The organism is Roseivirga pacifica, assembly GCF_900111145.1.
GTDB lineage: Bacteria > Bacteroidota > Bacteroidia > Cytophagales > Cyclobacteriaceae > Roseivirga > Roseivirga pacifica.
This window is the reverse complement of the sequence record NZ_FOIR01000005.1, coordinates 196,639-220,426: the sequence shown is the minus strand read 5'-3', so window position 1 is coordinate 220,426 and position 23,788 is coordinate 196,639. Positions and strand designations below refer to the sequence as shown.

At 42.6% G+C, this 23,788-nt stretch carries 17 protein-coding genes; 9 read left to right on the top strand and 8 right to left on the bottom strand.

Translation table 11 applies throughout. The annotated features are described in order from the left end of the window. Positions 1–153 precede the first annotated feature (153 nt). The 3 genes from BMW98_RS19660 to BMW98_RS19650 are packed head-to-tail and all read left to right on the top strand — an operon-like array spanning position 154 to position 4,526. The gene (locus BMW98_RS19660; RefSeq protein WP_090261148.1) at positions 154–1,626 is read left to right on the top strand and encodes an efflux RND transporter periplasmic adaptor subunit; all 1,473 of its coding nucleotides are present in this window, start codon (positions 154–156) and stop codon (positions 1,624–1,626) included. Between the two features lie 11 nt (positions 1,627–1,637). Beyond that, positions 1,638–3,005: an ABC transporter permease gene (locus BMW98_RS19655; protein ID WP_090261101.1), complete on the top strand. Its 1,368-nt coding sequence runs from the start codon at positions 1,638–1,640 to the stop codon at positions 3,003–3,005. Between the two features lie 9 nt (positions 3,006–3,014). Then, the gene (locus tag BMW98_RS19650; RefSeq protein WP_090261099.1) at positions 3,015–4,526 is read left to right on the top strand and encodes a TolC family protein; all 1,512 of its coding nucleotides are present in this window, start codon (positions 3,015–3,017) and stop codon (positions 4,524–4,526) included. Positions 4,527–4,579: 53 nt separating this feature from the next. Here BMW98_RS19650 and purB read toward each other — a convergent pair whose 3' ends face one another. Further along, complete coding sequence (gene purB / locus BMW98_RS19645) at positions 4,580–5,923, bottom strand: adenylosuccinate lyase (RefSeq protein WP_090261097.1); 1,344 nt, start codon at positions 5,921–5,923, stop codon at positions 4,580–4,582. Positions 5,924–6,080: 157 nt separating this feature from the next. Between purB and BMW98_RS19640 the strand changes: the two genes are divergently transcribed. The 3 genes from BMW98_RS19640 to egtD all read left to right on the top strand — a co-directional run bounded on the left by BMW98_RS19640 (position 6,081) and on the right by egtD (position 9,571). Further along, on the top strand, positions 6,081–7,199 hold the full coding sequence (locus tag BMW98_RS19640; RefSeq protein ID WP_245733657.1) for a ferredoxin--NADP reductase: 1,119 nt from the start codon (positions 6,081–6,083) through the stop codon (positions 7,197–7,199). A 133-nt stretch (positions 7,200–7,332) separates the two neighbouring features. After that, positions 7,333–8,607 carry an ergothioneine biosynthesis protein EgtB gene (gene egtB, locus BMW98_RS19635; RefSeq protein ID WP_090261093.1) on the top strand — a complete coding sequence of 425 codons (1,275 nt, stop codon included), beginning with the start codon at positions 7,333–7,335 and terminating at the stop codon, positions 8,605–8,607. A gap of 1 nt (position 8,608) precedes the next feature. After that, the gene (gene egtD / locus BMW98_RS19630; protein ID WP_090261091.1) at positions 8,609–9,571 is read left to right on the top strand and encodes an L-histidine N(alpha)-methyltransferase; all 963 of its coding nucleotides are present in this window, start codon (positions 8,609–8,611) and stop codon (positions 9,569–9,571) included. A 2-nt stretch (positions 9,572–9,573) separates the two neighbouring features. On the opposite strand, the gene BMW98_RS19625 is transcribed toward egtD, so the two are convergent. Then, positions 9,574–10,155, bottom strand: a complete 582-nt coding sequence (locus tag BMW98_RS19625; protein WP_090261146.1) for a TetR/AcrR family transcriptional regulator — start codon at positions 10,153–10,155, stop codon at positions 9,574–9,576. A 65-nt stretch (positions 10,156–10,220) separates the two neighbouring features. On the opposite strand from BMW98_RS19625, the gene BMW98_RS19620 reads away from it, so the two are divergent. Next, complete coding sequence (locus tag BMW98_RS19620; RefSeq protein ID WP_090261089.1) at positions 10,221–10,715, top strand: hypothetical protein; 495 nt, start codon at positions 10,221–10,223, stop codon at positions 10,713–10,715. A gap of 64 nt (positions 10,716–10,779) precedes the next feature. On the opposite strand, the gene BMW98_RS19615 is transcribed toward BMW98_RS19620, so the two are convergent. The 6 genes from BMW98_RS19615 to BMW98_RS19590 all read right to left on the bottom strand — a co-directional run bounded on the left by BMW98_RS19615 (position 10,780) and on the right by BMW98_RS19590 (position 16,946). Then, complete coding sequence (locus tag BMW98_RS19615) at positions 10,780–11,730, bottom strand: hypothetical protein (protein ID WP_139177714.1); 951 nt, start codon at positions 11,728–11,730, stop codon at positions 10,780–10,782. A 19-nt stretch (positions 11,731–11,749) separates the two neighbouring features. Further along, positions 11,750–12,598, bottom strand: a complete 849-nt coding sequence (locus tag BMW98_RS19610; RefSeq protein WP_090261085.1) for a porin family protein — start codon at positions 12,596–12,598, stop codon at positions 11,750–11,752. Between the two features lie 21 nt (positions 12,599–12,619). Next, the gene (locus tag BMW98_RS19605) at positions 12,620–13,378 is read right to left on the bottom strand and encodes a hypothetical protein (protein WP_090261083.1); all 759 of its coding nucleotides are present in this window, start codon (positions 13,376–13,378) and stop codon (positions 12,620–12,622) included. Further along, positions 13,368–13,949 carry an RNA polymerase sigma factor gene (locus BMW98_RS19600; protein ID WP_090261081.1) on the bottom strand — a complete coding sequence of 194 codons (582 nt, stop codon included), beginning with the start codon at positions 13,947–13,949 and terminating at the stop codon, positions 13,368–13,370. Before BMW98_RS19600 ends, BMW98_RS19605 begins: the two co-directional genes overlap by 11 nt. A gap of 177 nt (positions 13,950–14,126) precedes the next feature. Then, entirely contained in the window at positions 14,127–16,601 is a 2,475-nt protein-coding gene (locus BMW98_RS19595) for a PspC domain-containing protein (protein WP_090261079.1), read from the bottom strand. Positions 16,602–16,607: 6 nt separating this feature from the next. Then, entirely contained in the window at positions 16,608–16,946 is a 339-nt protein-coding gene (locus tag BMW98_RS19590; RefSeq protein ID WP_090261078.1) for a PadR family transcriptional regulator, read from the bottom strand. A 270-nt stretch (positions 16,947–17,216) separates the two neighbouring features. On the opposite strand from BMW98_RS19590, the gene BMW98_RS19585 reads away from it, so the two are divergent. Next, positions 17,217–18,407 (top strand): putative type IX sorting system protein PorV2, encoded by a 1,191-nt coding sequence (locus BMW98_RS19585; protein ID WP_476727119.1) that lies wholly within the window; start codon positions 17,217–17,219, stop codon positions 18,405–18,407. Further along, complete coding sequence (gene porU2, locus BMW98_RS19580) at positions 18,400–23,472, top strand: putative type IX secretion system sortase PorU2 (RefSeq protein WP_090261076.1); 5,073 nt, start codon at positions 18,400–18,402, stop codon at positions 23,470–23,472. Before BMW98_RS19585 ends, porU2 begins: the two co-directional genes overlap by 8 nt. The last annotated feature ends 316 nt before the right edge of the window (positions 23,473–23,788 follow it).

Sequence of the window (23,788 nt, the reverse complement as noted above, 5' to 3'; positions counted from 1 at the left end):
CATTGAGGAATTAGGTAAGTTGTAACTAACAGATAAACAGGATGATTTGAATATATTCTGTTTTATTTCAGAGGCTAATAACTTTTGCAAATGGAGCCTCACAAGCTGTTGAATAAACCTAATTTCGCAAACGATAAAATTGAAACTATTAATATGAAAAAGAAGCTGATCATTTTCGGAGGTGTCATTGTTGCGGCTATCGTAACCGCAAGCTTGGTCTTCAATACATCTTCTTCAGAAGATGGCGAAGCGTTATTCGCAACCGCGAAGAAGGGGAAATTCACTGTTGAGGTAACAACTACTGGAGAACTTTCTGCAGAAAGGTCTACTAAGATTTTGGGGCCTGTTGGAGCCAGAGATTACGGAATACGTAATATGACGGTTCAGACTTTGGTGGAAGAAGGAACACAAGTTCGTGAAGGGGATTTTGTTGCGCAGTTAGATCAAAGTGAACTATACGAAAAAATTCAAACAGAGAAGGATCAATTAGATGCTCAGATTGCTGAGTATGAAAATGCAAAAATTGATACTTCATTAACGCTAAGAGCTGAAAGAGATGGGTTGATTAACCTTGATTACCAAATTGAAGAAAAGCAACTTCAATTAGACCAGTCTCAGTACGAGCCGCCAGCCACAATTAAGCAATATGAGAATGAGCTTGAGAAGCTTAAGAGGGATAAAACCAGAGCTATTGAGAACTATGGTCTTAAGAAGCGTCAAGCAGAAACTCAAATGATTGAAGAAACTGCTGACCTAAGAAGAAGACAAACACGATACGATAAAATGGTATCAATTCTTGATGAGTTTACCATCCGTGCGCCTCAGTCTGGAATGGTGATTTACGCCAAAGGTGGTTTTGGTGGCGAGCGAATTGTAGAAGGTTCTACAGTTAGCCCATGGAACCCTGAAGTTGCTGAGTTGCCAGACTTGTCTAGCATGATTTCAACAACTTTTATTAACGAGGTTGACATCAGAAAAGTGAAAAGCGGGCAGCCAGTAGAAATTGGTTTGGACGCTTTCCCTGATAAAAAATTAACAGGCCGTGTTATTCGTGTAGCTAGAGTAGGGCAGCAAAACCCTAACTCGGATGCTAAGGTGTTTGAAGTAGTGGTAAGAGTTAACGAAAAAGACTCAGAACTTCGTCCTTCAATGACAACGAGTAACATAATTGTTACTAAAGAATTGGAAGATGTAATCGCAGTTCCTTTGGAGTGTCTTCACGTAAGAAATGACTCAATTAACTACGTGGTGAAAAAGAACGGCACGCTGCAAGAGGTGAAGATTGCCGATACCAATAGCAATGAAGCTGTGATTGAACTTGGCGTGAAAGAAGGTGATGTACTTTATCTTTCAATGGCAAGTACCGAAGGTAAGGATGTGAAGTTGTTGCCTGAATTGAATGGTTTAAGAAACCTAAAGCCAGAAAGCCAAGAACCAGCTCAAGAAGAAGAGCAGTGGTTGAGAAGAGATGGTACGCCAATGTCTGCTGAAGAGATTCAAAGATTGAAGGAGTTTGGTATCAATTCACCTTCAGAAATGAGAGAGCGTATGAACCGTGGTGGCGGGCGTCAAGGTGGTGCAAGACCACAAGGAGGAGCAGCGCGTTCAGGACAACCAAATAACTAAGCCGCAGCCTAATGAAAGTGAATAAGAAGAGTTTAATGTCTAACTTCTATATCGCACTTGAGGCTGTAATTGCTAATCAGGTGAGGTCGCTACTGACTGCCCTCGGTATTATCTTCGGGGTGGCTGCAGTAATTGCGATGCTCGCTATCGGTAATGGGGCTCAAAAAGAGATATTGGAGCAGATTGAGCTCGTAGGTGTGAACAATATTATTGTTCAGCCTATGGTGGAGCAGACAGAACAGAAAATAGGAGAGGCAGAAGAGGACAACAAGAAAAAATTCTCTCCTGGTCTTAAGTTGTTAGATGTACAAAGTATTCGTGAAAATATACCGGGTGTTCAGAAACTGAGCCCTGAGATTTTACTCGAAACGTATTTGATTAAGAATGGTATCAGGCGTTCTTCTAAGTTGGTAGGTGTTGAGCCAACTTACTTTGAGGTGGCTAACTTTGAGCTGCAAGAAGGCAAAATGTTTAGCGAAAAGCAGCTTGATTTAGGTTCTCCTGTTTGTGTGATTGGTAAAGGAATTCAAACAAAATTCTTTCCGCAGGAAGATCCAATTGGTAAAAAGATCAAAGTTGGTAACCAATGGCTAGAGGTTATTGGCGTATTGAAAGAGCGCTACATTTCCGATAAAGCTATTTCTAATCTAGGAATTCGCGATTATAACATGGATGTGTATGCACCAATTCAAACGGTGTTAATTCGCTACATTAATCGTGACTTGGTAACTGGCTCCGGTTTAAAAAAGAGCTTTGGAGGTATTTCTTTCGGCCGTGGGCGAATGATTATTTCTGGTAACGATGATTCAGACGATAAGCCTTCTAACTATCATCAGATTGATCGTTTGGTAGTGCAGGTTAGTCAGTCGGAAAAGTTAAGCTCAACCGCAGACGTACTTTCCCGTATGTTAGAAAGAAGGCATTTTGGAGTAGTAGATTTTGAGATTACTATTCCAGAGTTATTACTAAAACAGCAACAACGCACACAAAACATTTTTAATATCGTGTTAGCGGCTATTGCAGCAATTTCACTTTTAGTAGGAGGTATTGGTATTATGAATATCATGTTGGCCTCTGTACTCGAAAGAATAAAGGAAATTGGGCTTAGACTTTCGATAGGAGCAAAGAAAAACGACATCGTTATGCAGTTCCTTTTCGAATCGGTAATGATTTCAGTTACCGGAGGTCTAGTAGGCGTATTGTTAGGTATCGGTTTGGCATATGCCGTGTCGTCCCTAGCAGACTTCCCTACAGAAATAAGCTTTATTTCTATTTTGATATCTTTTGGAGTTGCAGCAACCGTAGGGCTAGTTTTTGGTATTACACCTGCCCGAAGAGCAGCAATGCAAGATCCAATTACATCTTTAAGACACGAATAAACTCATATTATGAAAAAGGTCCTTTTAGTTGGTCTCCTGTGCCTATTTTGTGCAGGAACGGCCAATGCACAAACAAAAAGAACATTAACATTAGAAGACGTTATAGAGTTAGCGCGTAAGAATTCAAGGAGTGCTAAACTTGCAGAAACTCAGAGAAATTTGGGCTATTGGAGCTATAGAGTATATAGATCGCAGCTTAAGCCTCAACTTTTGGTAAGAGGTACTTTGCCTAGTTATATCAACAGGTCCACTCCAGTCGAGCAGAATAATGGTGATATTGACTTTATCGAGGTAAATCAAAATAACTCAAATATTAGTCTAGGTTTAGAGCAGGTACTGCCATGGACCAATACTACAATTGCCTTTGAGTCGGCTTTGGCTCGATTTGATAACTATGCTCAAGATTTTTCAAATTATCAAGGCGACCCTGTAGGGATAACTATTACTCAACCGTTGTTTCAGGTAAACCCTTTTAAGTGGGATAGGCAGATTGAGCCGTTACGTTATGAGCAATCAAAACGAGAGTTTGTTCAAGACTTAGAGGATGCTTCGAGACAAGCCGCAGCAATGTTTTTTCAGTTGTTAGTTGAGCAGAAGAATTTGGAGATAGCACTACAGAATGAGTCGGCCAATGACACAATTAATAAGGTAGAGCAAGGTAGATTTAATATTGGTACTACCACTGAAGATAAAGTTTTACAAACTGAGGCAGACCTTTTAACTGCACAGAGTCAGGCACAACAAGCTAGGCTGGATGTTCAGTCTAGGTCTTTGGCGTTAAGAAACTTTATTGGTTTAACTGATGATGTTGAGTTAGAGTTAGTGCCACCTGCTGATGCACCAGATTTTACAATTGAATATGAGACTGCTTTAAAATACGCAAAGGAGAATAGGTCTGAATTTTTGGATTTTCAACTTGATCGTTTGGAAGTAGAGCAACAAATGGCTCAAGCACGGGCGCAAAGGTTTAGCGCAAATCTATCCGCATCTTATGGTTATAACAGTAATCAAACGGATAATTTGGGTGATGTTTATAACCCTGACAACTTAGCATCAGGTGGTACATTTAGATTGACTTTTGGGATTCCTATTCTTGATGGAGGTAGAAATAGGGCTAGAATGAATCAGGCACGCGAGCGCATGCAGTTGACGGAATTTACCATTGAGCAAAACAGAATTAACTTTGAGCAGGAGATTGCAAATGCGGTAAGAAATTTTGGTCAAATTCGTAACCAGATTGAAATTGCTGAGAAACGCCAAGAAATTGCATTAAAGCGTTTCGAGATAACCAATGGTCGTTACCTAGCTGGTAAGGTTGATATTCTTGATCTTACTAATGCTAGAACCAGTAAGGATGAATCTATTCGCTCTTATATCAGCGCCTTGCAGCAGTATTGGGATGCCTATTATGAGTTAAGAAACTTAACCTTGTATGATTTCCGAAATGGTGAGCTGCTTTATAATCCATTGTTGGAGTATGATCCAAAGACTGATTCGGTAATTCAACGAGAAGATCAATAAAATATAAAAGCCCCGGAAGGGGCTTTTTTTATGTTCTATATGCACTTAATAGCTTACTGGCCAGTGTAATTGTATGGAGTTATTTTTCTCAACTCCTCTTTTACAGGCTCGCCTACATTCAGTGTTTCAATAAATTCTTTAATCACGGCTTCAGTGATTTTTGTATTGGTACGGGTTAGGCCTTTTAGCGCTTCGTATGGTTTAGGGTAAGCTTCTCTACGCAAAATTGTTTGAATAGCCTCGGCCACTACAGCCCAGTTTTCTTCCAAGTCTTGGTCTATCGCAGCTTTATTAAGTTCCAGTTTGCCAATTCCTTTCACCAAAGATTTCAATGCGATTAGGGTGTGGCCAATTGGTACACCAACATTTCTTAGTACGGTGGAATCAGTCAAATCTCTTTGAAGCCTTGAAATAGGGAGTTTGGCCGAAAGGTGCTCAAAAACGGCATTAGCAATGCCCAAGTTTCCTTCTGCATTTTCAAAGTCGATTGGGTTTACCTTGTGCGGCATGGCCGATGATCCAACTTCTCCAGCTTTGATTTTCTGTTTAAAGTAGTTCATCGAAACGTATTGCCATACGTCACGCGCAAAATCGATTAAAATAGTGTTAATGCGTTTTAATGCATCGAAGAGTGCTGCTAGGTGATCGTAATGCTCAATTTGAGTGGTTGGGTGGCTTCTTTTGAGTTCAAGATATTCTGCTACAAAGTGATCGCCAAACTCAATCCAGTTATGCGTTGGGTAAGCTACATTGTGGGCATTGAAGTTACCTGTAGCACCACCAAATTTGGCTGCAAATGGAATGTCGCCCAAAAGCACCAATTGCTCATCTATTCTTGCACTGAACACCGCGAACTCTTTACCCAAACGAGTAGGAGATGCCGGTTGGCCATGTGTTTTGGCAAGCATCGAAATGTCTTTCCAAAGCGCTGCACACTCTTTAATGAGGTTGTTTACTTCTAAAATAGCTGGCTCCAATACTTCATGCAAACCGCGTTTTAACGTTAGCGGTACCGAAGTGTTGTTGATGTCCTGTGAAGTAAGGCCAAAGTGTATGAATTCTTTTACATCGCTTAGGTCAAGCTGGTCGAATTTTTCCTTTAAAAAATACTCAACAGCCTTTACATCATGGTTTGTGGTTTTCTCAATCTCTTTAATGGATTGGGCATCTGCCTCAGAGAAGTTTTCATAGATGGCGCGAAGGCTCGGAAACTTGTCTTCACTCACTCCTTTCAATTGTTCTAAAGGAATTTCGCAAAGCGCTATGAAGTATTCTACCTCAACTTCTACTCTGTACTTAATGAGCGCATATTCAGAAAAATAAGCACCCAAATCTTTTGTCACTCGTCTGTATCGACCGTCAACCGGAGATATGGCAGATAATGTGGTTAGTTCCATTTTGTTGTTTGAAATTAAGAAAGCGCAAAGATAAGAAATCCATTAACCACAACCTGATTTTCAGCATTTAATGCGCTGCTCATTTACTTCGTTTGTAGGGAATAACTGTTTATTTTTGCGCGAGCCTAAACTGAGTGTTTGCTCGACTTAGGTACTATTGATAAAAAGAAGATTAGCGGCAGTTATGGCTTTTGGATTGTTTAAGAAGAAGAAAAAGGAGACGAAGGAGAATATACCATCGGGCTTTTTAAAGTTGAAGGTGAATAAAGTGGTGAAGGAAACTGCTGATGCAGTGAGTATTCATTTCGAACAACCGGAAGACGGAAAGATATTTTATAAGGCGGGCCAATACTTTACCATAATGGTGAACATAAATGGCAAAGATGAGCGTAGGTCTTACTCGCTTTGCTCATCGCCATATACTGATGAGCTGCCGGCTGTTGGTGTTAAGCGTGTTGAAGGCGGTTTGGTTTCCAACTACCTAAACAGTGAGGTGAAAGCCGGAGACGAACTCTTGGTAGTTCCGCCAATGGGCAACTTTACCACTGAATTTACAACTGCTAACGATAGGCATTTGGTGCTTTTTGGAGGAGGAAGCGGCATTACGCCACTTATCTCTATTGCTAAATCTGCTTTGAGCCAAGAACCAAACACCAAGGTTACTTTGGTTTATGCTAACAGAGACGAAGATTCGATCATTTTCAAAAGCGAGATAGAGAGCCTATCGGCCAATGAGCAATTCGAAGTAAAGCATGTGCTTGAAAGTATTCCGGCTGGTTGGAATGGCTTTAGTGGTAGAATTTCGCAGCCATTGATTGAGCAAGTGCTGGCATCTGTTGACGTTACCAAAATAGAGTGCTTTACTTGTGGGCCTGCGCCAATGATGGATGTGGTACTTGATTCACTAGCCGTGTTAGGTGTCGACAGCAGCCGAGTGCACAAAGAGAGTTTTGTTTCTACCAAATTGGAGGAAAACAAAAAGGAAAGTGCCGAAGAACTTGTTGCGCGCGAGGTGACTGTGGTTTTGGACGATGAGGAGTACAAGTTTACAGTAAACCCGGACGAATCGATATTGGAAAAAGGGCTAGATGAAGGGCTTAACCTACCTTTCTCTTGCCAAAGCGGTTTGTGTACTTCTTGCCGAGGCAAGTGTCTTTCTGGCAAAGTGAAAATGGACGAAAGCGAGGGATTAACAGAGGCGGAATTGGAAGAAGGCTTTGTGTTGCCATGCGTTGCCCACCCACTTACCGATGATGTAAAAATAGAAATAGGCTAAGCCTATTTGGCATAAGATATTTTTCAACCCGGCTTTATGTCGGGTTTTTTATTGGGCTGTTACGCGCGCATTATTAATTGTGCGTACACAACCTGCTTTTTGCCTTTTCCGTAGAATTTTGCTAACTCCAAATATGAATCAGCAAGTTCTCTCAACTCAGGCTAAGCAATCTACTCTTCTGGAACGTTATAAGGCTGCCAGAATGCAGACCGAAGAGCTTTGTGAGCCCCTTCAACCCGAAGATTTTGTGGTGCAGCCAGTTGTTGATGTAAGCCCTCCCAAATGGCATTTGGCCCACACGACATGGTTTTTCGAGAGTTTTATACTGAAAAATAACTTGCCCGGTTACAAGCTTTTTGATGATGACTATCCATACCTGTTCAATAGTTACTATGAAACGGAAGGCGACCGTTGGGTAAGGGCCGACAGAGGTTTACTTTCACGCCCATGGGTAAATGAAATCATGGCCTATCGCAAGTATATTGATGAGCACATGAACCAGTTTTTGGCGAATCATCAGTTAGACGACAAACTGCTTGATGTGTTGGAAATAGGCATAAACCATGAGCAGCAGCACCAGGAGTTGATGGTTTATGATATCAAACATATTCTTGGTATAAACCCGCTCAGCCCTGTTTATCGTTCATTTGCTACAGCGCCTTATCAGCCAAATCTTGGGGTAAACTTCCTTGAGGTAGAAGAAGGTGTGTATGATGTTGGTCATGCGGGTGAGGGCTTTCACTTCGATAATGAAGTGGGAGCACATAAGGTGTTTTTGCACGCCTATCGCATTCAAGACAGGCTTATTACGGCCGGAGAATACATGGAGTTTATAGCGGCTGGTGGCTATACCGATTTTCGGTTTTGGCTAATGGAAGGCTTTGAATGGGTAAAGAAGGAAGGAATAAAGGCGCCTTTTTACTGGTACAAAGAAGGCGAGAAGTGGAAACATTACACGCTCGGTGGAGTTGAAGAAATAAACGAAAACGAACCTGTGACACACATTAGCTTTTACGAAGCTGATGCGTTTGCCAAATGGAAGGGCATGCGATTGCCTACTGAATTTGAATGGGAAGTGGCCTGTAAAAAGTTTGCACCTAACGTTCCGGGCGAAGCCAATTTGCTTGACTTAAAGCACCTGAGGCCTATGCCTAGAAAAGGTGAAAACCTGCAGTTTTACGGAGATGTGTGGGAGTGGACCAATAGCGCTTATTCGCCATACCCATATTACCAAGCAGCCGATGGTGCTTTGGGTGAATACAATGGCAAGTTTATGGTCAATCAAATTGTGCTTAGAGGAGGTTCTTTTGCAACCATGCGGGAACATATAAGACTTACTTACCGTAACTTTTTCCATCCGCATTTAAGGTGGTTATTCACAGGCTTAAGATTGGCAGAAAACATTTAATATGAACACTACAGAAGTGCTGAGCGAATTTGCTAGCGATGTTAAGGAGGGATTACTCCAGTTTCCTAAAAGACTTCCGTCAAAATATTTCTATAATGAAAAAGGCGACTACCTTTTTCAGCAAATTATGCATCTGGAAGAGTACTACTTAACCAATGCAGAGTTTGAAGTTTTTGAAGAGAATAAGGCGGAAATTCTGAAGGCCTTTCTGGGGGTTGATGGTGAGTTTAGATTGGTGGAATTAGGCGCTGGAGATGGCACTAAGACTAAGGTTTTACTAAATCACTTTGTCTCAAAAGGAACTAAGTTTACCTATTCACCCATCGATATTTCTGGCAGTGTACTGGATGGGCTTACCAATGCTTTAGCCCAGGAAATCCCTGCCCTTTCGGTAGAGCCGATTAAAGGCGATTACTTTAAAGCACTGGCTGGGCTAAAGCGCAACAACTCCATGAAGGAGGTTGTGCTGTTCCTTGGTTCAAACATCGGCAACTTCATGGGTAAATCTGGCGAAACTTTTCTCAGGAAACTCGGTGAAGATATGTCCAAAGGTGATCTCTTATTGATTGGCTTCGACATGATGAAAAACCCCGAGAAGGTGCTTGCCGCTTATAACGATGCCATGGGCGTAACTCGCGAGTTTAACCTTAACCTACTGGATAGGATTAACGAAGAGCTAGGCGCAAATTTCGATAGAAATAATTTTCAGCACTTCCCTACATATGACCCTATAACTGGGGAAACCAAAAGCCACTTGGTGAGTAAGTGTACTCAAAATGTTCATATTGCCGCGCTAGACGAAACTTTTGAGTTTAAAGCTTGGGAAGCTATTCATACTGAAGTGAGTCAAAAATTCTCTCACCAGATGATTGAGCAGCTGGCAAAGCATGCCGGTTTCCGTATTGTGCAGAATTTTACCGACTCTAATGAATACTTTGTAGATTCCTTATGGGAGAAGTTGTAGGCTTACTTCTTTAATCCGTTCAAAATCAGGTTAGAAAGTTTGTTGGCAACATCTTCAGGACTCAGTTTACCATTTGGTTTGTACCAATTGTGTGTCCAGTTAAGCGAAGATAAGATGGCCAGCATCATAAATTTTGAATCTACTTGCTGGAATTCTCCGGCTGCTATTCCCTTTTCAATAATCTCGATAAAGCGGCCTTCGTAGTCGTTGCGCATGCTTAAAAACTTGCTCAAGTGTGGCTCGCTAAGGTGGCGCCATTCATTGAAAAACACTGCCGATGCATCTGTGTTTTGAGTGATAACCTGAACGTAGGCAATGGCCGCTTTTTGCATCTTTGCCGCATAGCTGTTTTGTTCCGTTTCTACTTCTTTCCACGCATCGAAAAACCTGTCGGCCATACGGAAGCAGATTTTTTGAAGTAACTCTTCCTTCGACTTAATGTGCGAGTACAAACTGGCAGCCTCTATACCCAAAACCTGGGCTAAATCGCGCATGGAGGTGGCAGCATAGCCCTTTTCACGAAAAAGAGTGGTTGCTTTTTCTTCTATTTGAACTTTTCGGCTTTTCTTTACGGTTGAATGCATTCTGACAAAAATAAACATGCTAACGCTCGTTAGCAACAGGATGTATAAAAAGTAAAGTGTGTGCTATGAAGTTGGAGAATCCTGATTTTAATAAAAAGGCTTATTTCAAAAAACTTGAGTCTGTTATTTATCTGTTCTTAATGCTACCCTTGGCTGGTTTTGGCTGGGTGTTTTTGGAAAAGGAGAGTGGCAATGCTTTACGTTCGGTGTTTTTTGAAGAACCCGATATTATGTTTCATGGTGTAATGCTGATAGGCGTGGGTTACATACTCATGCGAACCGTGCTTACTTGGCGAAGCGACATGATCAAATACCTCGATCAGTTTGAGGCGCTAGATGTGAAGCTTAAGATGATTCAGAAACCGCTGATCTATAGAAATATACTTTGGGCGATTGGCGCAGGTATTTGTGTGTATGGGCTCTACGAAAAGGGAGATATGCTTTATGCCCTTATTTTTACAGTGTTTTTAATTCTTATAACTGCCAATAGACCAACGGGCCATTATTTTGCGAAGTTCTTCCGCTTAAAGGGAGAGGAACGTAAATGGATGGAGGAGTAAGTATCAAATAAAACACCCCTTCACTTTTGGTGAAAGGGTGCCTTAAGTTTTTTATAAGTTAAGCTTAGAAAGTTACCCCAATTGTAATTGGATTTAGGGCTGGTCCTTGGCCATCTTCAAACAATGTGTTGAAGTCGTAGCTTACAAACATGTCGAAGCGGTTAATGCCCATTTGCATGCGTAACCCGTAGCGGAAATCGTTTACATAAGAGCTGTCCTTTTCTTTGTCTTTCTGTCTGCCACTATCATTTTTGTAAACGTACTTGGCCTTGTTGCCTAGTCTAAGCCCCACGTAAGGGCCAACCCCAATTCTAAAGCCTCGCTGTGCGCTAATGGCTACACGTACATCGCCTTCTTCGTACTCGCGTACCAGCCTTTTGCCTCTACCAAAGTCGAACATAGGCACGGCCTTGAAGGTAAGGTAAGTTACTTTCAGCTTACTTTTTATGGCGCTCGAAATATCGGTGTCTTCAATAAATGAAAGTTGGTTGCCGTTTGAATCGATGCGTGTCGCAGCATTTTCGAACTTGTAGTTGTACCAGTTTAAGCCACCACCCCAGTTGAGGTACAAAGGCCCCGAAACATAGGTAGTGTGGTTATACATTAAGCCCACATATACGGAATTGATTGGCTTTACACGATACAAATCGCTTGACGAGGGGAAGTCTCCATCTTCTAGGTAGTTGTTTAGGCCTATTTCAAAGTCTAAACCGCGAAGGGTCCCATGATCGTGACGCTGATAGTATTCAATATTTCTGAACCTGCTTCTGCGTCTGTCGTATCGCCAGTCTCTGTCCCAGTCGTCTTCTATTTCTAGTTCCAGGCCTAAAAAGCCTACACGCAAGTAGAAGTCGTCATCGTCAATAAATAGTTCGTTGCCGTTGTATTTCGGAATACTGATTACGGTGTCTAATCTGTCGTAATCAAAGTTTCTGCCCCATCTCCATTGGGCGTTTGCGCTTTGAAGTCCTGCGACCAACAGGACTAAGCACAAAATGTATCTGAGTTGTTTCATGATTGTTTGAGTTTGCTGTTTAGAATATTACCCCGAAACTGATAGGGTTAAGTCTTGGTGCTGTTACATCATCTTCGAACAGCTCTGTGATTTCGTAATTAAAGAACAAGTCGAAGAAGTCCCAGCCGATGGTGCCACGGAAACCGTAGCGAAACTGGTTAATGTAGTAGTTGTCCTTGTACTTGTCTTTTTGCTTGTTGCCGTCAACGTCATCATACTTGTATTTTACTTGGCTATAAATCCTGTAGCCGGCAAACATACCGAAGCCAACGCGGAACGAACGGTAACGGCCAAACGAGAAAGTAGGCACCATGTGTACGTTTAAGTAGCTTACGGTCATTTTACTTTTTCTTCCGCTTATGTCCATTTCCTCATAAAAAGTGATGCTGTTGTCACCTTTGTCAATTCGGGTTCTGGTGTTTTGATAACCATACTCTTGCCAGCTAAAGCCAAAGCCCCAGTCTAGGTAAAGCGGCCCCAGTACATGTGTTACATTGTCTAGGTTAAGGCCTAAGTACCAAGAGTTGATTGGATCCAAGCTGTAAAGTGAGTTGCTGCTCGGGATTTTGTCGTCCTCTAAATAGTTATTTAGCCCTACGTAAACATTAATGAAGTTGTCTGTGCCTCTGCGCGGATAGTACTTATCGATATGCGGAGCAGGGGCTGGGGTTGGTTGCCACTCTTCCGATACCATTGCTTGCTTTTCTTCCCAGCTAGTGTTGCTGGCATAGCTTGCTTTGAGCAAATCGGATGAGGAGTTGGCTGCTAACCAATTTTTCTGCTGTAAAAGCCCATCTTGAGCTTTCAGGGAAGTAATGCTAACCACGACCAATAGTAGCACTACTGTTAGTTTAGTTGAAGTATTCATTTTCAGATAATTTGAGTTGTTTTATTTTTCTTGTCTTTGTTCCAGTTCGTCAGGGGCTTGCTGTTCATCAGCTCCATACTTGAGTTCACTATTCACGAATTCTATTTTAGATTTTCTCATTTCAGAAATTGCCTTGGTACCTTCGTTTACTCCTTTGGCTACAGAAACAATTCCGTTCATAAGCGAGAACTTCTTTTTGTTCATAAGCGACTCATCGTTTGTGTATTTGAATGATGCGGTTACAAACTCGCTCACCCTGCTATTCATTAAAATACTGAACTTAAGTGCTGGTTTGGCGTTGCGGGCTTGTAGTTGAGCAGGCTCAAGCGAAGCGATGAGCACACGTTGGGATCCTTCAAATGACGGTTGAATCAAAGAAGGATCTTGTTTGAATGGAGCAGCCTTTGTTTGCTTTGTTTGTTGCTGCGCGACCAAAACCTGTTGGGTTGCTGGTGCAATTGGCTGAATAGCGTTTTGTTCTTCTTTCTCTTCCGCTGCATCAGTCGCATTTGCTGCTTTGGTATCGGCTTCCACTTTTGGAGTGGTTGCCTCCGTTTTAGCGGTAAGCTCGCTGTCACTGTTTTGTGAGTTTTGTACAAATAGCCAAGATGCTACGCATACAAGGCATATGGATGCTGCGATACTCAGTATGTAAAAGCCTCTTTTAGATTTTTTCGGAGCAACATTGGCTTCAATGCGGTCCCAAGCGGCCGAAGGTGGGGTGAGCTTGTGGTCTTGCAGACCTTGCTTAAAAAGCTCATCAAGTTTATTATCCTTCATTTCTCAATGCTTTATCATTCATAAAATTCTCTGCCTCAACCAAGAGTTTTTGTAAATGAACTCTTGCTCTGCTCAGCTGCGACTTAGAAGTATTCTCACTAATGTCTAACTGTTCGGCAATCTCTCTGTGCGAATAGCCTTCAATGGCATAGAGGTTGAAAACGGTTTTGTAACCTGTTGGCAGGCGATCGATTAGTTTTTGTAGATCTTCTACTTCCAACTTGTTTTGTAGCTGGTTGTAATCGGGTTCGCGTTCTGCCTTTTCAATCTCCACTTCCAAATACATGCTCTTGTTTTTCCGAATATGGGTAAGCGCTTGGTTAACCATTATGCGCCTTATCCAGCCTTCAAAACTTCCTTCAGCTTTAAACTGATCGATCTTTTGAAATACTTTGGTAAATCCGGTAACCAATACATCTTCGGCCTCGTGCACTTCTTGCACATACCTGCGGCATACAGCAAACATTAACGGTGCATATTTTTCGTAAATATGACGTTGTGCTTTGCTTTCTCCTTTTCGACAAGCTTCTATGAGCTTCTCTTCCGCTGTTGACCGTTTAATTTTGAGCATGTTTTGGTTGACTCACACGGTAGATGAGTGAATGATGAAAACAGTTGCATCCCTATTGAGAATATTTTTCCAATAGGAGTGCCTTTAATGTAAAAATAAGCTTAAATGATTGCTTATCAATAAAATAGGCGCTCAATAAGAATCAAGCGCCTATTATTTTATTTTGATTAATACCTACTAGTACTTGCTTATGCTTGCACTAGTGCTTTTGTCTTTTATTTCTAAAGTTGGCTCGCCTTTGTAGCGAATAGAGGAAAAACCAGAGGCATCGGCCGTAAGGTGTTCCGTAACCGTCAGCCTGATTCGCGCCTCGGCTTCTGAGTCTATTTTTGCGTAGTTAACCTCGGCATCGTAGCCATAAACCCGGGTGTTCTCGTTTGCCTCTATGGTAAGTTCGTCAACCGTTGCTGTCATGTCTACTCTAGCTCGGCCAAGCAAGTAGAGCTCTAGTTGGCCAATTTCGCCACGTAGGTTTGCTCTTGAGTTGCCTGATGCATTTAGAATAAGCAGGTCGGCATTATCGGCATTGTAGTTCAATTCTGCACCATTGCTAAGCGTAATGTGGTCTATCACCGGAGCTTCAATGGTAACCTTAACCCGTGACCAATCCTGGCTATAGTTATCCTCTATGTCCACTGTGAGTTCATCATTTTCACTGTTCCACTTTACATCGTTTAGCATAAACTCAGGTCCTTCAAATGTTACCTTGTGTTCATCAGATTCCACCAAAGTCACTTGCATGCCCCTTCTAACCCTAATCGAATTGAAAGCATCTGTAGTGGCCGACTTACTTTCGTTGTCAATTCTTTCGGACGTTTTTTCTTCGTTTTCACAGCTAATGCAAATCAGTTCTTTGTCTTCGTTGAACATCCAAACATTGCGCGATATCTGATACCATGAAAGACGTCTGTTGAAGTTGCTCATTATCCAGCGTGCATCTCTATCGATTGTGAAAGGCTGGTTTATTGGGATGTAGAAGTCAACATCAACCTCTTGAAAGTAGAACTTAGTGCCACGAGGGAAAGTGATTTCCGAATCGAAGTTGATGGTGTTACCATTTAATTGGTAACTGTAATCTACATCCTCGGCATTCCGTTCTGCATCGCGTACATTTCTACCCCTAGACCAGAAACGTTTTTCTATGCTGTATTGGCCGTCTTCACTTGGCCTCAAATCCAAATCGGTGAATTCTGAATACCAAGAGTTGTGGTCATCGCGGTAAATTACGCGGTCTCTGCGATCGTCATATTCCACATACTTGGTGTTGTTTACGCCTATGTGCAACGTGTCTGCGCTAATAGTTAGGCTTTCTGACTCGCGGAAAACACCTTCATCCCTAAAGCCTCTTACTACATTTGGTACTACAGCAAAAGAGCCAAGAATACTGATAAACCAAAAGCCCAGCAAACTCCAACCAAAAGCCGTACTCATAACCCTACGCTTGGCAATAATGGTTAGGCCTGCCAAGAATATATAAAGGAATGGAATGAATACCGAGGCCAAAATGAACACCACACCAATTCCTGGTAGTGTGTTCTGGAATACTTCGTGCGGAAAGTAAGTGAGGTCTGAATCTATCAATAGAAAATCACTATTGTAAAAGCCCAATAGTACGCCAGCCGTAGCAATTAGGGATATCATTACGGAAAGCCCCACTATAGAAACAATTGCTCCGGTGAATACACGAATTACTCCTACCAAAAAGAGCATAAGTGGTGCAAGGGCACGACCAATGCCCGAAAATATTCTACCGATTAAGCGAAAAGGGAAGAGCAAAATTTTGGTAAAGGTGTTTTCGCCCTTTGGGTTCAGCTCTTCTTCTTTGTTCTTTTTAATGTTAGAATCAATGTTTGAAAGGGTCACTTTTTGCCCCTTCATTTGCATGCGGTCTGTAAGCGAATTGGCCTTTGGCATGATGATCCAAAGGACAATGTAGAATAATAGACCGGTACCGTACCCGAAGAATAGGAGCAGCAATATGATCCGAAACACCAGCGGTTTTGTGCGGAAGTAGTTTCCGAGCCCAGCGGCTACACCACCCAGCACCCGATCGTCCGGGTCGCGATAAAGCTTTCGCACCGATTCATCTTCTGGTAAATCATCATTGCCCGGCAAGGCTATCCAGAGAATAATGTAGGCAATGATAGACAGTCCAGTAGCTGTTGCTAGTATGAACAAACCACGAATCCAGATTGGGTCGGTGTTGAAATAGTGCGCTAAACCAGCCGAAACCCCACCAATAAGTTGGCGCTTGGTGTCGCGTTCTAGTTTTTTGCTATTACTATTTGCGCTGTTCGAAGAGTAGCTTTGCCTCTTTTGTTGATTTTGACCTTTGGGCGCTTCTTTTTCTTCTGTACCGATGTTCGAAGCAAAAGCTTCATCCATTTCCATGGCTTCAAAGTCCGAAACTTCACCCATGGTTTCCATCAACTCTTTGATGTCTTCAAAGGAAATTACCTGCTTATCATCTTGCAGCTTTTCTAAAAAGAGTTCAGCAATACGCCCTTCAATGTCCGCCACAATCTCCTCGCTGTCCTCGTAAGTCGCGAAATATTTGTTAATGGAATCGAGGTATTTTTTAAGCGTATCATAACCGTCCTCCTCTATATGGAAGATGATACCACTAATGTTTATGCTTATATTCTTTTTCATGATGGCCTACTTAGAATTGTTGTTTGAGATGATTTGAGATGTTGAGTTGACCAACTCTTGCCAGGTTGTTTTTAGGCTGGCTAAAAACTCACTACCGGCACTGGTAATGGTGTAGTACTTGCGTGGCGGCCCCGAATTAGATTCTACCCATTTGTAGTCTACCAGCCCGGCTTTTCTTAGGCGGGTAAGCAGTGGGTAGAGGGTGCCTTCTACTACCATTATTTTTGCCGAAGTTAATTCTTCCAGCATGTCAGATGCGTAAACCTCGCCTCTTGAGATGATCTGCAAAATGCAGAACTCAAGTATGCCTTTTCGCATCTGAATTTGAGTGTTTTCTAACTTCATACTCTTTTCTATTTATTGAGAGTTGACCTTGTTCTATATGCAAACATACGAAAGAAGGTACTATGTGTTGCATAGTACTGTATAAAAAATATTACCTTGTTATAGATGTGCGCTTCCAGAATATGGCATAATCCCTTGTTTTGCAGCTTAGAATGCAGAAATTTGCGACCTAAGAAAATATTTACTTCCGAATACTGTTGGGTAGTAAAATTAAGCTTGCTTTGGGTAGGTGAACTTTAGCCTGATGTGTAGTATTGTTCGAAGAATCGCGTGAAAAACAAAGTATTCCACTTATTAATAGGGGTGTTATTCATCCCTCTATTTTTGTCGGCACCACAGGCACAAGCTCAGGAGACACCCAAGTATAGCAATGAATTCTTGGCTATTGGTGTGGGGGCGAGAGCCTTGGCCATGTCGAATGCGGTTACTGCTATAACAGATGATGTAACTGCAGTTTACTGGAACCCCGCTGCACTCACCGATATAGAGCATCGCTACCAGTTTTCTTTTCAGCATGCAGCGTACTTTGCCGGGGTAGCCAACTACGATTACATTGGAGCGGCCATGGCAGTTGATACCGATAGCCATATCGGATTGGCCATGATTCGCTTGGGAATTGACGATATACCTGATACCCGTTTGCTATTCGATTCCAACGGAAGAATTAACTACGATAACATTAACTTTTTCTCTGCAGCCGATATGGCTTTTGTGTTTTCCTATGCTAGGGGAGTGAGTTTTATTTCGGGGGATAATTTTGCAGAAGGAGGAGGGCTTACTTTTGGAGTGAGCATAAAAGTGGTAAGAAGAAAAGTGGGGGATTTTGCCCATGCATGGGGATTTGGAGCTGATATTTCTACCAAGTATCGCTACAATGATTGGGACTTTGGTCTAATGCTAAGAGATATTACTACCACCTTTAATGCGTGGACCATAAATAGTGAGGAACTGCGCGAAGTATTCAACCAAACCAATAATGAGATTCCGAGTAACTCTTTGGAGCTTACCTTGCCAAAAATGATTGCAGGTGCAGCCAGAAAGTTTCAGATAAACAAGAAGATTGGTGCTTTGGCATCGGCAGATGTGGTGTTTACGTTTGACGGCCGAAGAAATACCGTGGTGAAATCGAGAGCGGTTTCCATTGATCCGCAAATGGGCTTTGAGTTCGACTATGAAAAGAAGTATTACCTGCGCATGGGGATTGGCAATTTTCAGCGCGTAAAAGAGTTTACAACAGGTGATGTTACTTCTGATGAAACCTTTTGGAGCTTTCAACCAAACATGGGAGTAGGCTTAAAGCTGGAAGATTTTACGATAGATTATGCGCTTACCGATATTGGCAATGTGGCTGAGTCGCCTTATTCACATGTGTTTTCCATTACCTATTCTTTGGAAAAACTGCCAGGTATTTATGCTAAAGACAAACGAAGAATAAAACCACGAAAGGAGAAGGATGAATAAACTGTTTGCGGTTTTATTGGGCTTGATTTTGGTCACTAACTTAAGTGCACAGAAACTCGGCAACGAATGGATTGACTATAGTTTGCAGTACTATAAGATCAAAACTGGCACCGATGATTTTCATAAGATCGGCCGTGATGATTTGATGGCTGCGGGTATAGATCCGGCTACAGTAAATGTGGCCAATATTCAGCTGTTTCATCGTGGGGAACAAGTGGCTATTGAAGAGGTGGGCTTGGCAGACGGCTCTTTCGATGCAGAAGATTACTTGCTTTTTTACGGTCGTAAAAATGACGGAACACAAGACACCGAGCTGTATTACAGAAGTCAGGACCAAGCGAATACTTTTTACAACCTCTTTTCAGACACTACGGCATTCTTTTTAACCGTAGCCAATACACCTGGTCTAAGAATTCAGAACAGGAACATTGCAACCGCGGGTTTGCAAAACACCACGGTTCACCGAGAAGAAATCCTTCGTGTGATGACGAATCAATTCAGCTTTGGTCAGTACTACCCAATTGGAAATGTAAATGCCGAAACCAAACGATCACTTTACGATAGAGGGCAAACCTTTGTGGGAAGGCACATTATTCAAAGTGAGTATGGTATAAAGAATGATGTTTATTACATCGATTACCTGCTTGAGGATATTGTTTTGCCAGTTGAAAGTTATGCAAAGCCGGAGCTTTCAGTCCAGATAATTGGCTTGAATAATGTGCTGCACAGAACGTCCGTTTTTGTAGGAACTTCCCTCGATACCTATACACCTTTCAGAGAGAATATTGAGCTTAACTACAGCAATTTTGGTTTGGTAAAACAGCAAATTGAGTGGAGCAGTGTGGAGGCAGGACAGCTATTTGTTCGCGTTGAAGAGGTAGGTTATAATGAGATTGCCGATAGTAGAGTAGGGGTTGGTTACCTACGCCTTACCTTTCCGCAAGAAATTGATGCCCAGGCGCAAGAAAAGAGAATAAACCTTTACGGTGCTGCGGCCGATGTGCAAGTAACCATTGAGAATGTGGTTGGCGATGTTGCACTTTACGATATCACTGATTACCGAAATCCGGTGCGTTATGCCGGAGTACAAAACGGAAATAATTACATAGCAGGTGTTGCCAATGATTCCGAGGGTAGAAAGCTCTTCCTTAAGCAGTCTGATAAAGTTATTGGAGGTGTTACGCTCGAAGCTATGAACTTTCAATATGAGGACTTGAGTGATGCGGAGTATCTGATAGTTTCTCATCCATTTTTAAGGCAAGCTGTTGAAAACTCTTATGACGACCCAGTGCAGGCTTACATAGATTATCGTGCCTCTGTAAACGGTGGAAGTTTTGATGTTACGTATGCTGATGCACCAGATCTTTATGATGAGTTTGGTTATGGTGAGTTCACACCTCTTGCCATCCGAAGGTTTGCTAGAAAGGCGTATTTGGATGGAGACCCGCAATACTTGTTCATTATTGGTAAGTCGAGCCGGGTGGATATTCGTACGCAGCGGCAGTCCGATCCACTGGCCGGTAGTGGTCGCGAATTAGTGCCAACTATGGGGGCGCCAGGCTCCGATATTATGTACACCGAAGGCCTTACGGGCGAAACGCACGTGCCAGCATATCCGGTGGGTAGACTCTCGGTTATCAATGCCCAATCGGTGGCTAACTACCTAGATAAGGTTAAGGAAAAGGAAGCTACCTTAAAAGATTCGCCTTGGACAAAAAACGTACTTCAGTTAAGTGGAGGAACATCTACCGATGAGCTGGTAAGATTTAAAAATTATATTGAAGGCTTCGAGCAGATCGTATCCGAAGACTATTTGGGTGCCGTGGTAACCAATAAGTCTAAAAGGAATAACAATGCCGTACAGGTGATTAACGTGGCCGAAGAGGTGAATAAAGGTGTTGGAGTGGTTACCTTTTTTGGTCATTCGGGTTCGGCCTTTAACGATATTTCCATTGGCGCTGTAACCGACCCTAATTTGGGTTATAATAATACGGGGCGCTACCCATTGTTTATTGTGAATGGCTGTAAAGGTGGAGAGATTTTCTACTATTCGTCTTTTGGAGAAAACTGGTTGGCAGCGAAAGACCTTGGGGCGGTTAACTTTTTGGCACATAGTGACACAGGTTATCCTGGTCCTTTGAGAGAATATACCACGCACTTCTACGACCTATTTGCCGATACGCTTTGGATGACCAAGCCAATCGGTGTTATTCAGCAAGAGGCGATAAGAAGACAACTTAGAGGGTTTTCGCCAGATGAAACGGACTATGCAATGGTGGAGGAAACCGTATTGCAGGGCGACCCTGCTTTGAGCGTTTTTGGTCACGATAAGGTCGATTACATTGTGAGGTCTGAGGATATATTCAGGCAGTCGGTAAATGATGAGCCGATTGACGCATCTACTCCATTTTTTAACCTAGGTATTGTGATTAATAACGCTGGCCGAACAAGTGACTTGCCGGTGAGCGTGAATGTACGCAGAACACTTTCTGATGGTTCTGTGGTTAACCTGCCAGAGCTTATGGTTGACCCAGTGAGGAACCGCGATACAGTCTATTACGCTATTAGCAACCAGGGTTACGATGTGTTTGGGGAAAACAAATTTGAAGTGACCTTAGATATTGAAGGTGCTGTGGATGAAGGTAGTGAGCTGAATAATACGGCAGAGATAAGCTTCTTCTTTTCCAATACCGGTACATTTAATACTGCGCCATCTCACTTTGCTACCATTAGCGAAACCAATGCCACGCTTGTTGTGCAGTCTGCCGACTTAAAACTGAACGATAAAGTGTTTAGGGTAGAGCTTGATACCTCGGCCAGCTTTGATAGCCCTTGGAGGCAAACAACTTCGCTTACCGGTAAAGGTTTTGCTTCTTGGGATGTAGAGCTGCTGGACCCAATTGTGAACGATACTATTCAGTATTACTGGCGCTCGGTTTTTGAAGATGATTTAGTAGACGATCCCGTGCCATGGGCCGAGTCTACTTTTACTTACATTCAAAATGGTGTTGAAGGCTGGGGACAAACGGCTTTCGATCAGTTTGAGCAATTGAACTTGAGTTCAGTAAGCAAGGATGAGGATACAGAAACTTGGATTTTTGCGGGTACCGAAACAGCAATAGATGTGGTAACATTTGGTGCCAACCATCCGCTTGGCGGTCAACCATTGCAAATGACCATCGATATTAATGGTAGTTCGTTGTTTAGCGCTGGGGCTAACCTTTCGTGTGCGCCTAATTCAATTAATGGAATTGCTTTTAATAAAGATAGTGGTGTTCCATACCTTATTTTGAGCACCGATGGGTCTATAGAAGTACAAGATCCGCTTAACTGTGGAGTTACACCACAAGTAATCAATAGGTTTACCGATAGTCACTTGAGTGATATTACGGTCTCGGAAAGTGAAAGCCTTTTGCATCAGTATATAGATGGCGTTCGTGATGGGGATTATGTTCTGTTCTTTTCAATTGGTGGGCTCAACTACCAATCGTGGCGAAGCGATGTGATTAATGATTTTGGCAGGATTGGCGCGGCTACAGGAAGATTCGGAACATATAGGTCCGGAGAGCCATTGATTATTTTCGGGCAAAAGGGATTTGCTGAGGGTACGGCCGAACAGATAGTGGGTGAACCCGCTGGTGGCGAACCTGACGGAAGCCAGGCCGAAATTAATTTTAGCACCTCCATTTTTGCGAGCGTAGATAGTGGTTATGTAGAATCGCCTACAATTGGCCCAGTAAGTCAGTGGGGGCAGCTTACGCAAACAATTGCTCAGGAGCCAAGCGAAGATCAAATTGTGTTCGATGTTAAAGGTGTGAGTCAAGATGGGACAGAAACTGTGCTGTTTGCTGGGGTTACTATGGAGCAGGTTGATCTTTCTTCAGTAGATCCAACAGCATATCCTTTCATTAGGCTATATGTAAACATGGTGGACAAAGTTTCTGCCTCACCAGGGCAGTTGAATCGTTGGCTGGTTTCGTACCAAGGAGTACCTGAAGGCGTAGTTTCGCTACAGAATGATCAGGCGCAAGAAGTTCAGTTGCTAGAGGGAGAGCCCTTTGAGGCCGAGTTTAAATTCAGAAATATTTCTGCTTACGACTTTAATGGTCCGTTAACCGTTCGTTACACATTCACTAACCAAGATTCCAGGGAAGAGGTGAGTAGTTCAATCGAAATTCCGGCTGTTGCCTCGGGGCAGGAAGTGGATTTTACACTGCCTATTGAAACGGTGGGTAAGCTTGGGCTGAATGATCTGGAAGTATTTGTAAACCCGGGAGATGAGCTAGAACAATACTACAGCAACAATAGAATTGTGTTGGAATCATTCTTTAATGTGAATAGAGATGAAACCAGCCCATCGATGGACGTGACTTTCGATGGCGTGTATATTATGGATGGCGATATTGTTTCTTCTACGCCTTTGGTACAAGTAGAAATGCGTGACGATAACCCATACCTGCAAAAAACGGACACCACAGGAGTAGAGCTTTATTTAGGTCAAATCTGCGATGGTTGTGAGCTTACTAGGGTGAACTTCTCCGACCCTGCCGTGACATTTGTGCCAGCAACAGACGAAGAGAATTTTAAGGTAATGTACCAACCGGAAAAGCTTGAAGATGGTGACTATCGCTTGTCGGTTAATGCTACCGATGCCTCGGGTAATCAGGCGGGTGTTGGGCCGTACGAAGTGACTTTCGAAGTGATTGATGCCAGCACCATTACAAATTTCTACCCTTACCCGAACCCCTTCTCCACAAGTGTGCGCTTTGTGTTTACCTTAACTGGTAACCAAATTCCTGATCAATTAAAGATTCAAATCTTTACTGTATCGGGTAAGTTGGTTAGGGAGATAACCCAAGCCGAATTAGGGCCAATTAAGATTGGTAATAACATAACCGAGTACGCTTGGGATGGCCGCGATGAATTTGGCGATCAACTGGCCAATGGTACCTACCTGTACCGCGTCCAAATAAAAGGAGGCGATAGCGATAGCTTTGGCCACCGCAACACTAGTGCCGATAAAGCCTTTGATAAAGGCTTTGGCAAGCTTGTGATTCTACGATAGTTAAGTTTAACGAGTAAGATTCGTAGGTCAGAAAAACCTTCAATAACTGAAAAGTACCAGGTACAAATCTGAGCTTCGTATCAGCGGCATCTTTTCCATCCCGACTGTAGCGGAGGGGTCGACCAAGTTTGCAGATTTGAGAAAATTAAAAGAAATGACGGATCCTTCTTTCGGTCATTCTTGTAACCTCTTTTAAACAGCTACAGGTATATCTGTAACACTCATTATGAGTCTACTGATAGATCTAATAATGTTTTTTCAAGCCAATCACGCGTGTCGAGTTTATTAGGTCATTTCCTAAATGACCTAATAATGT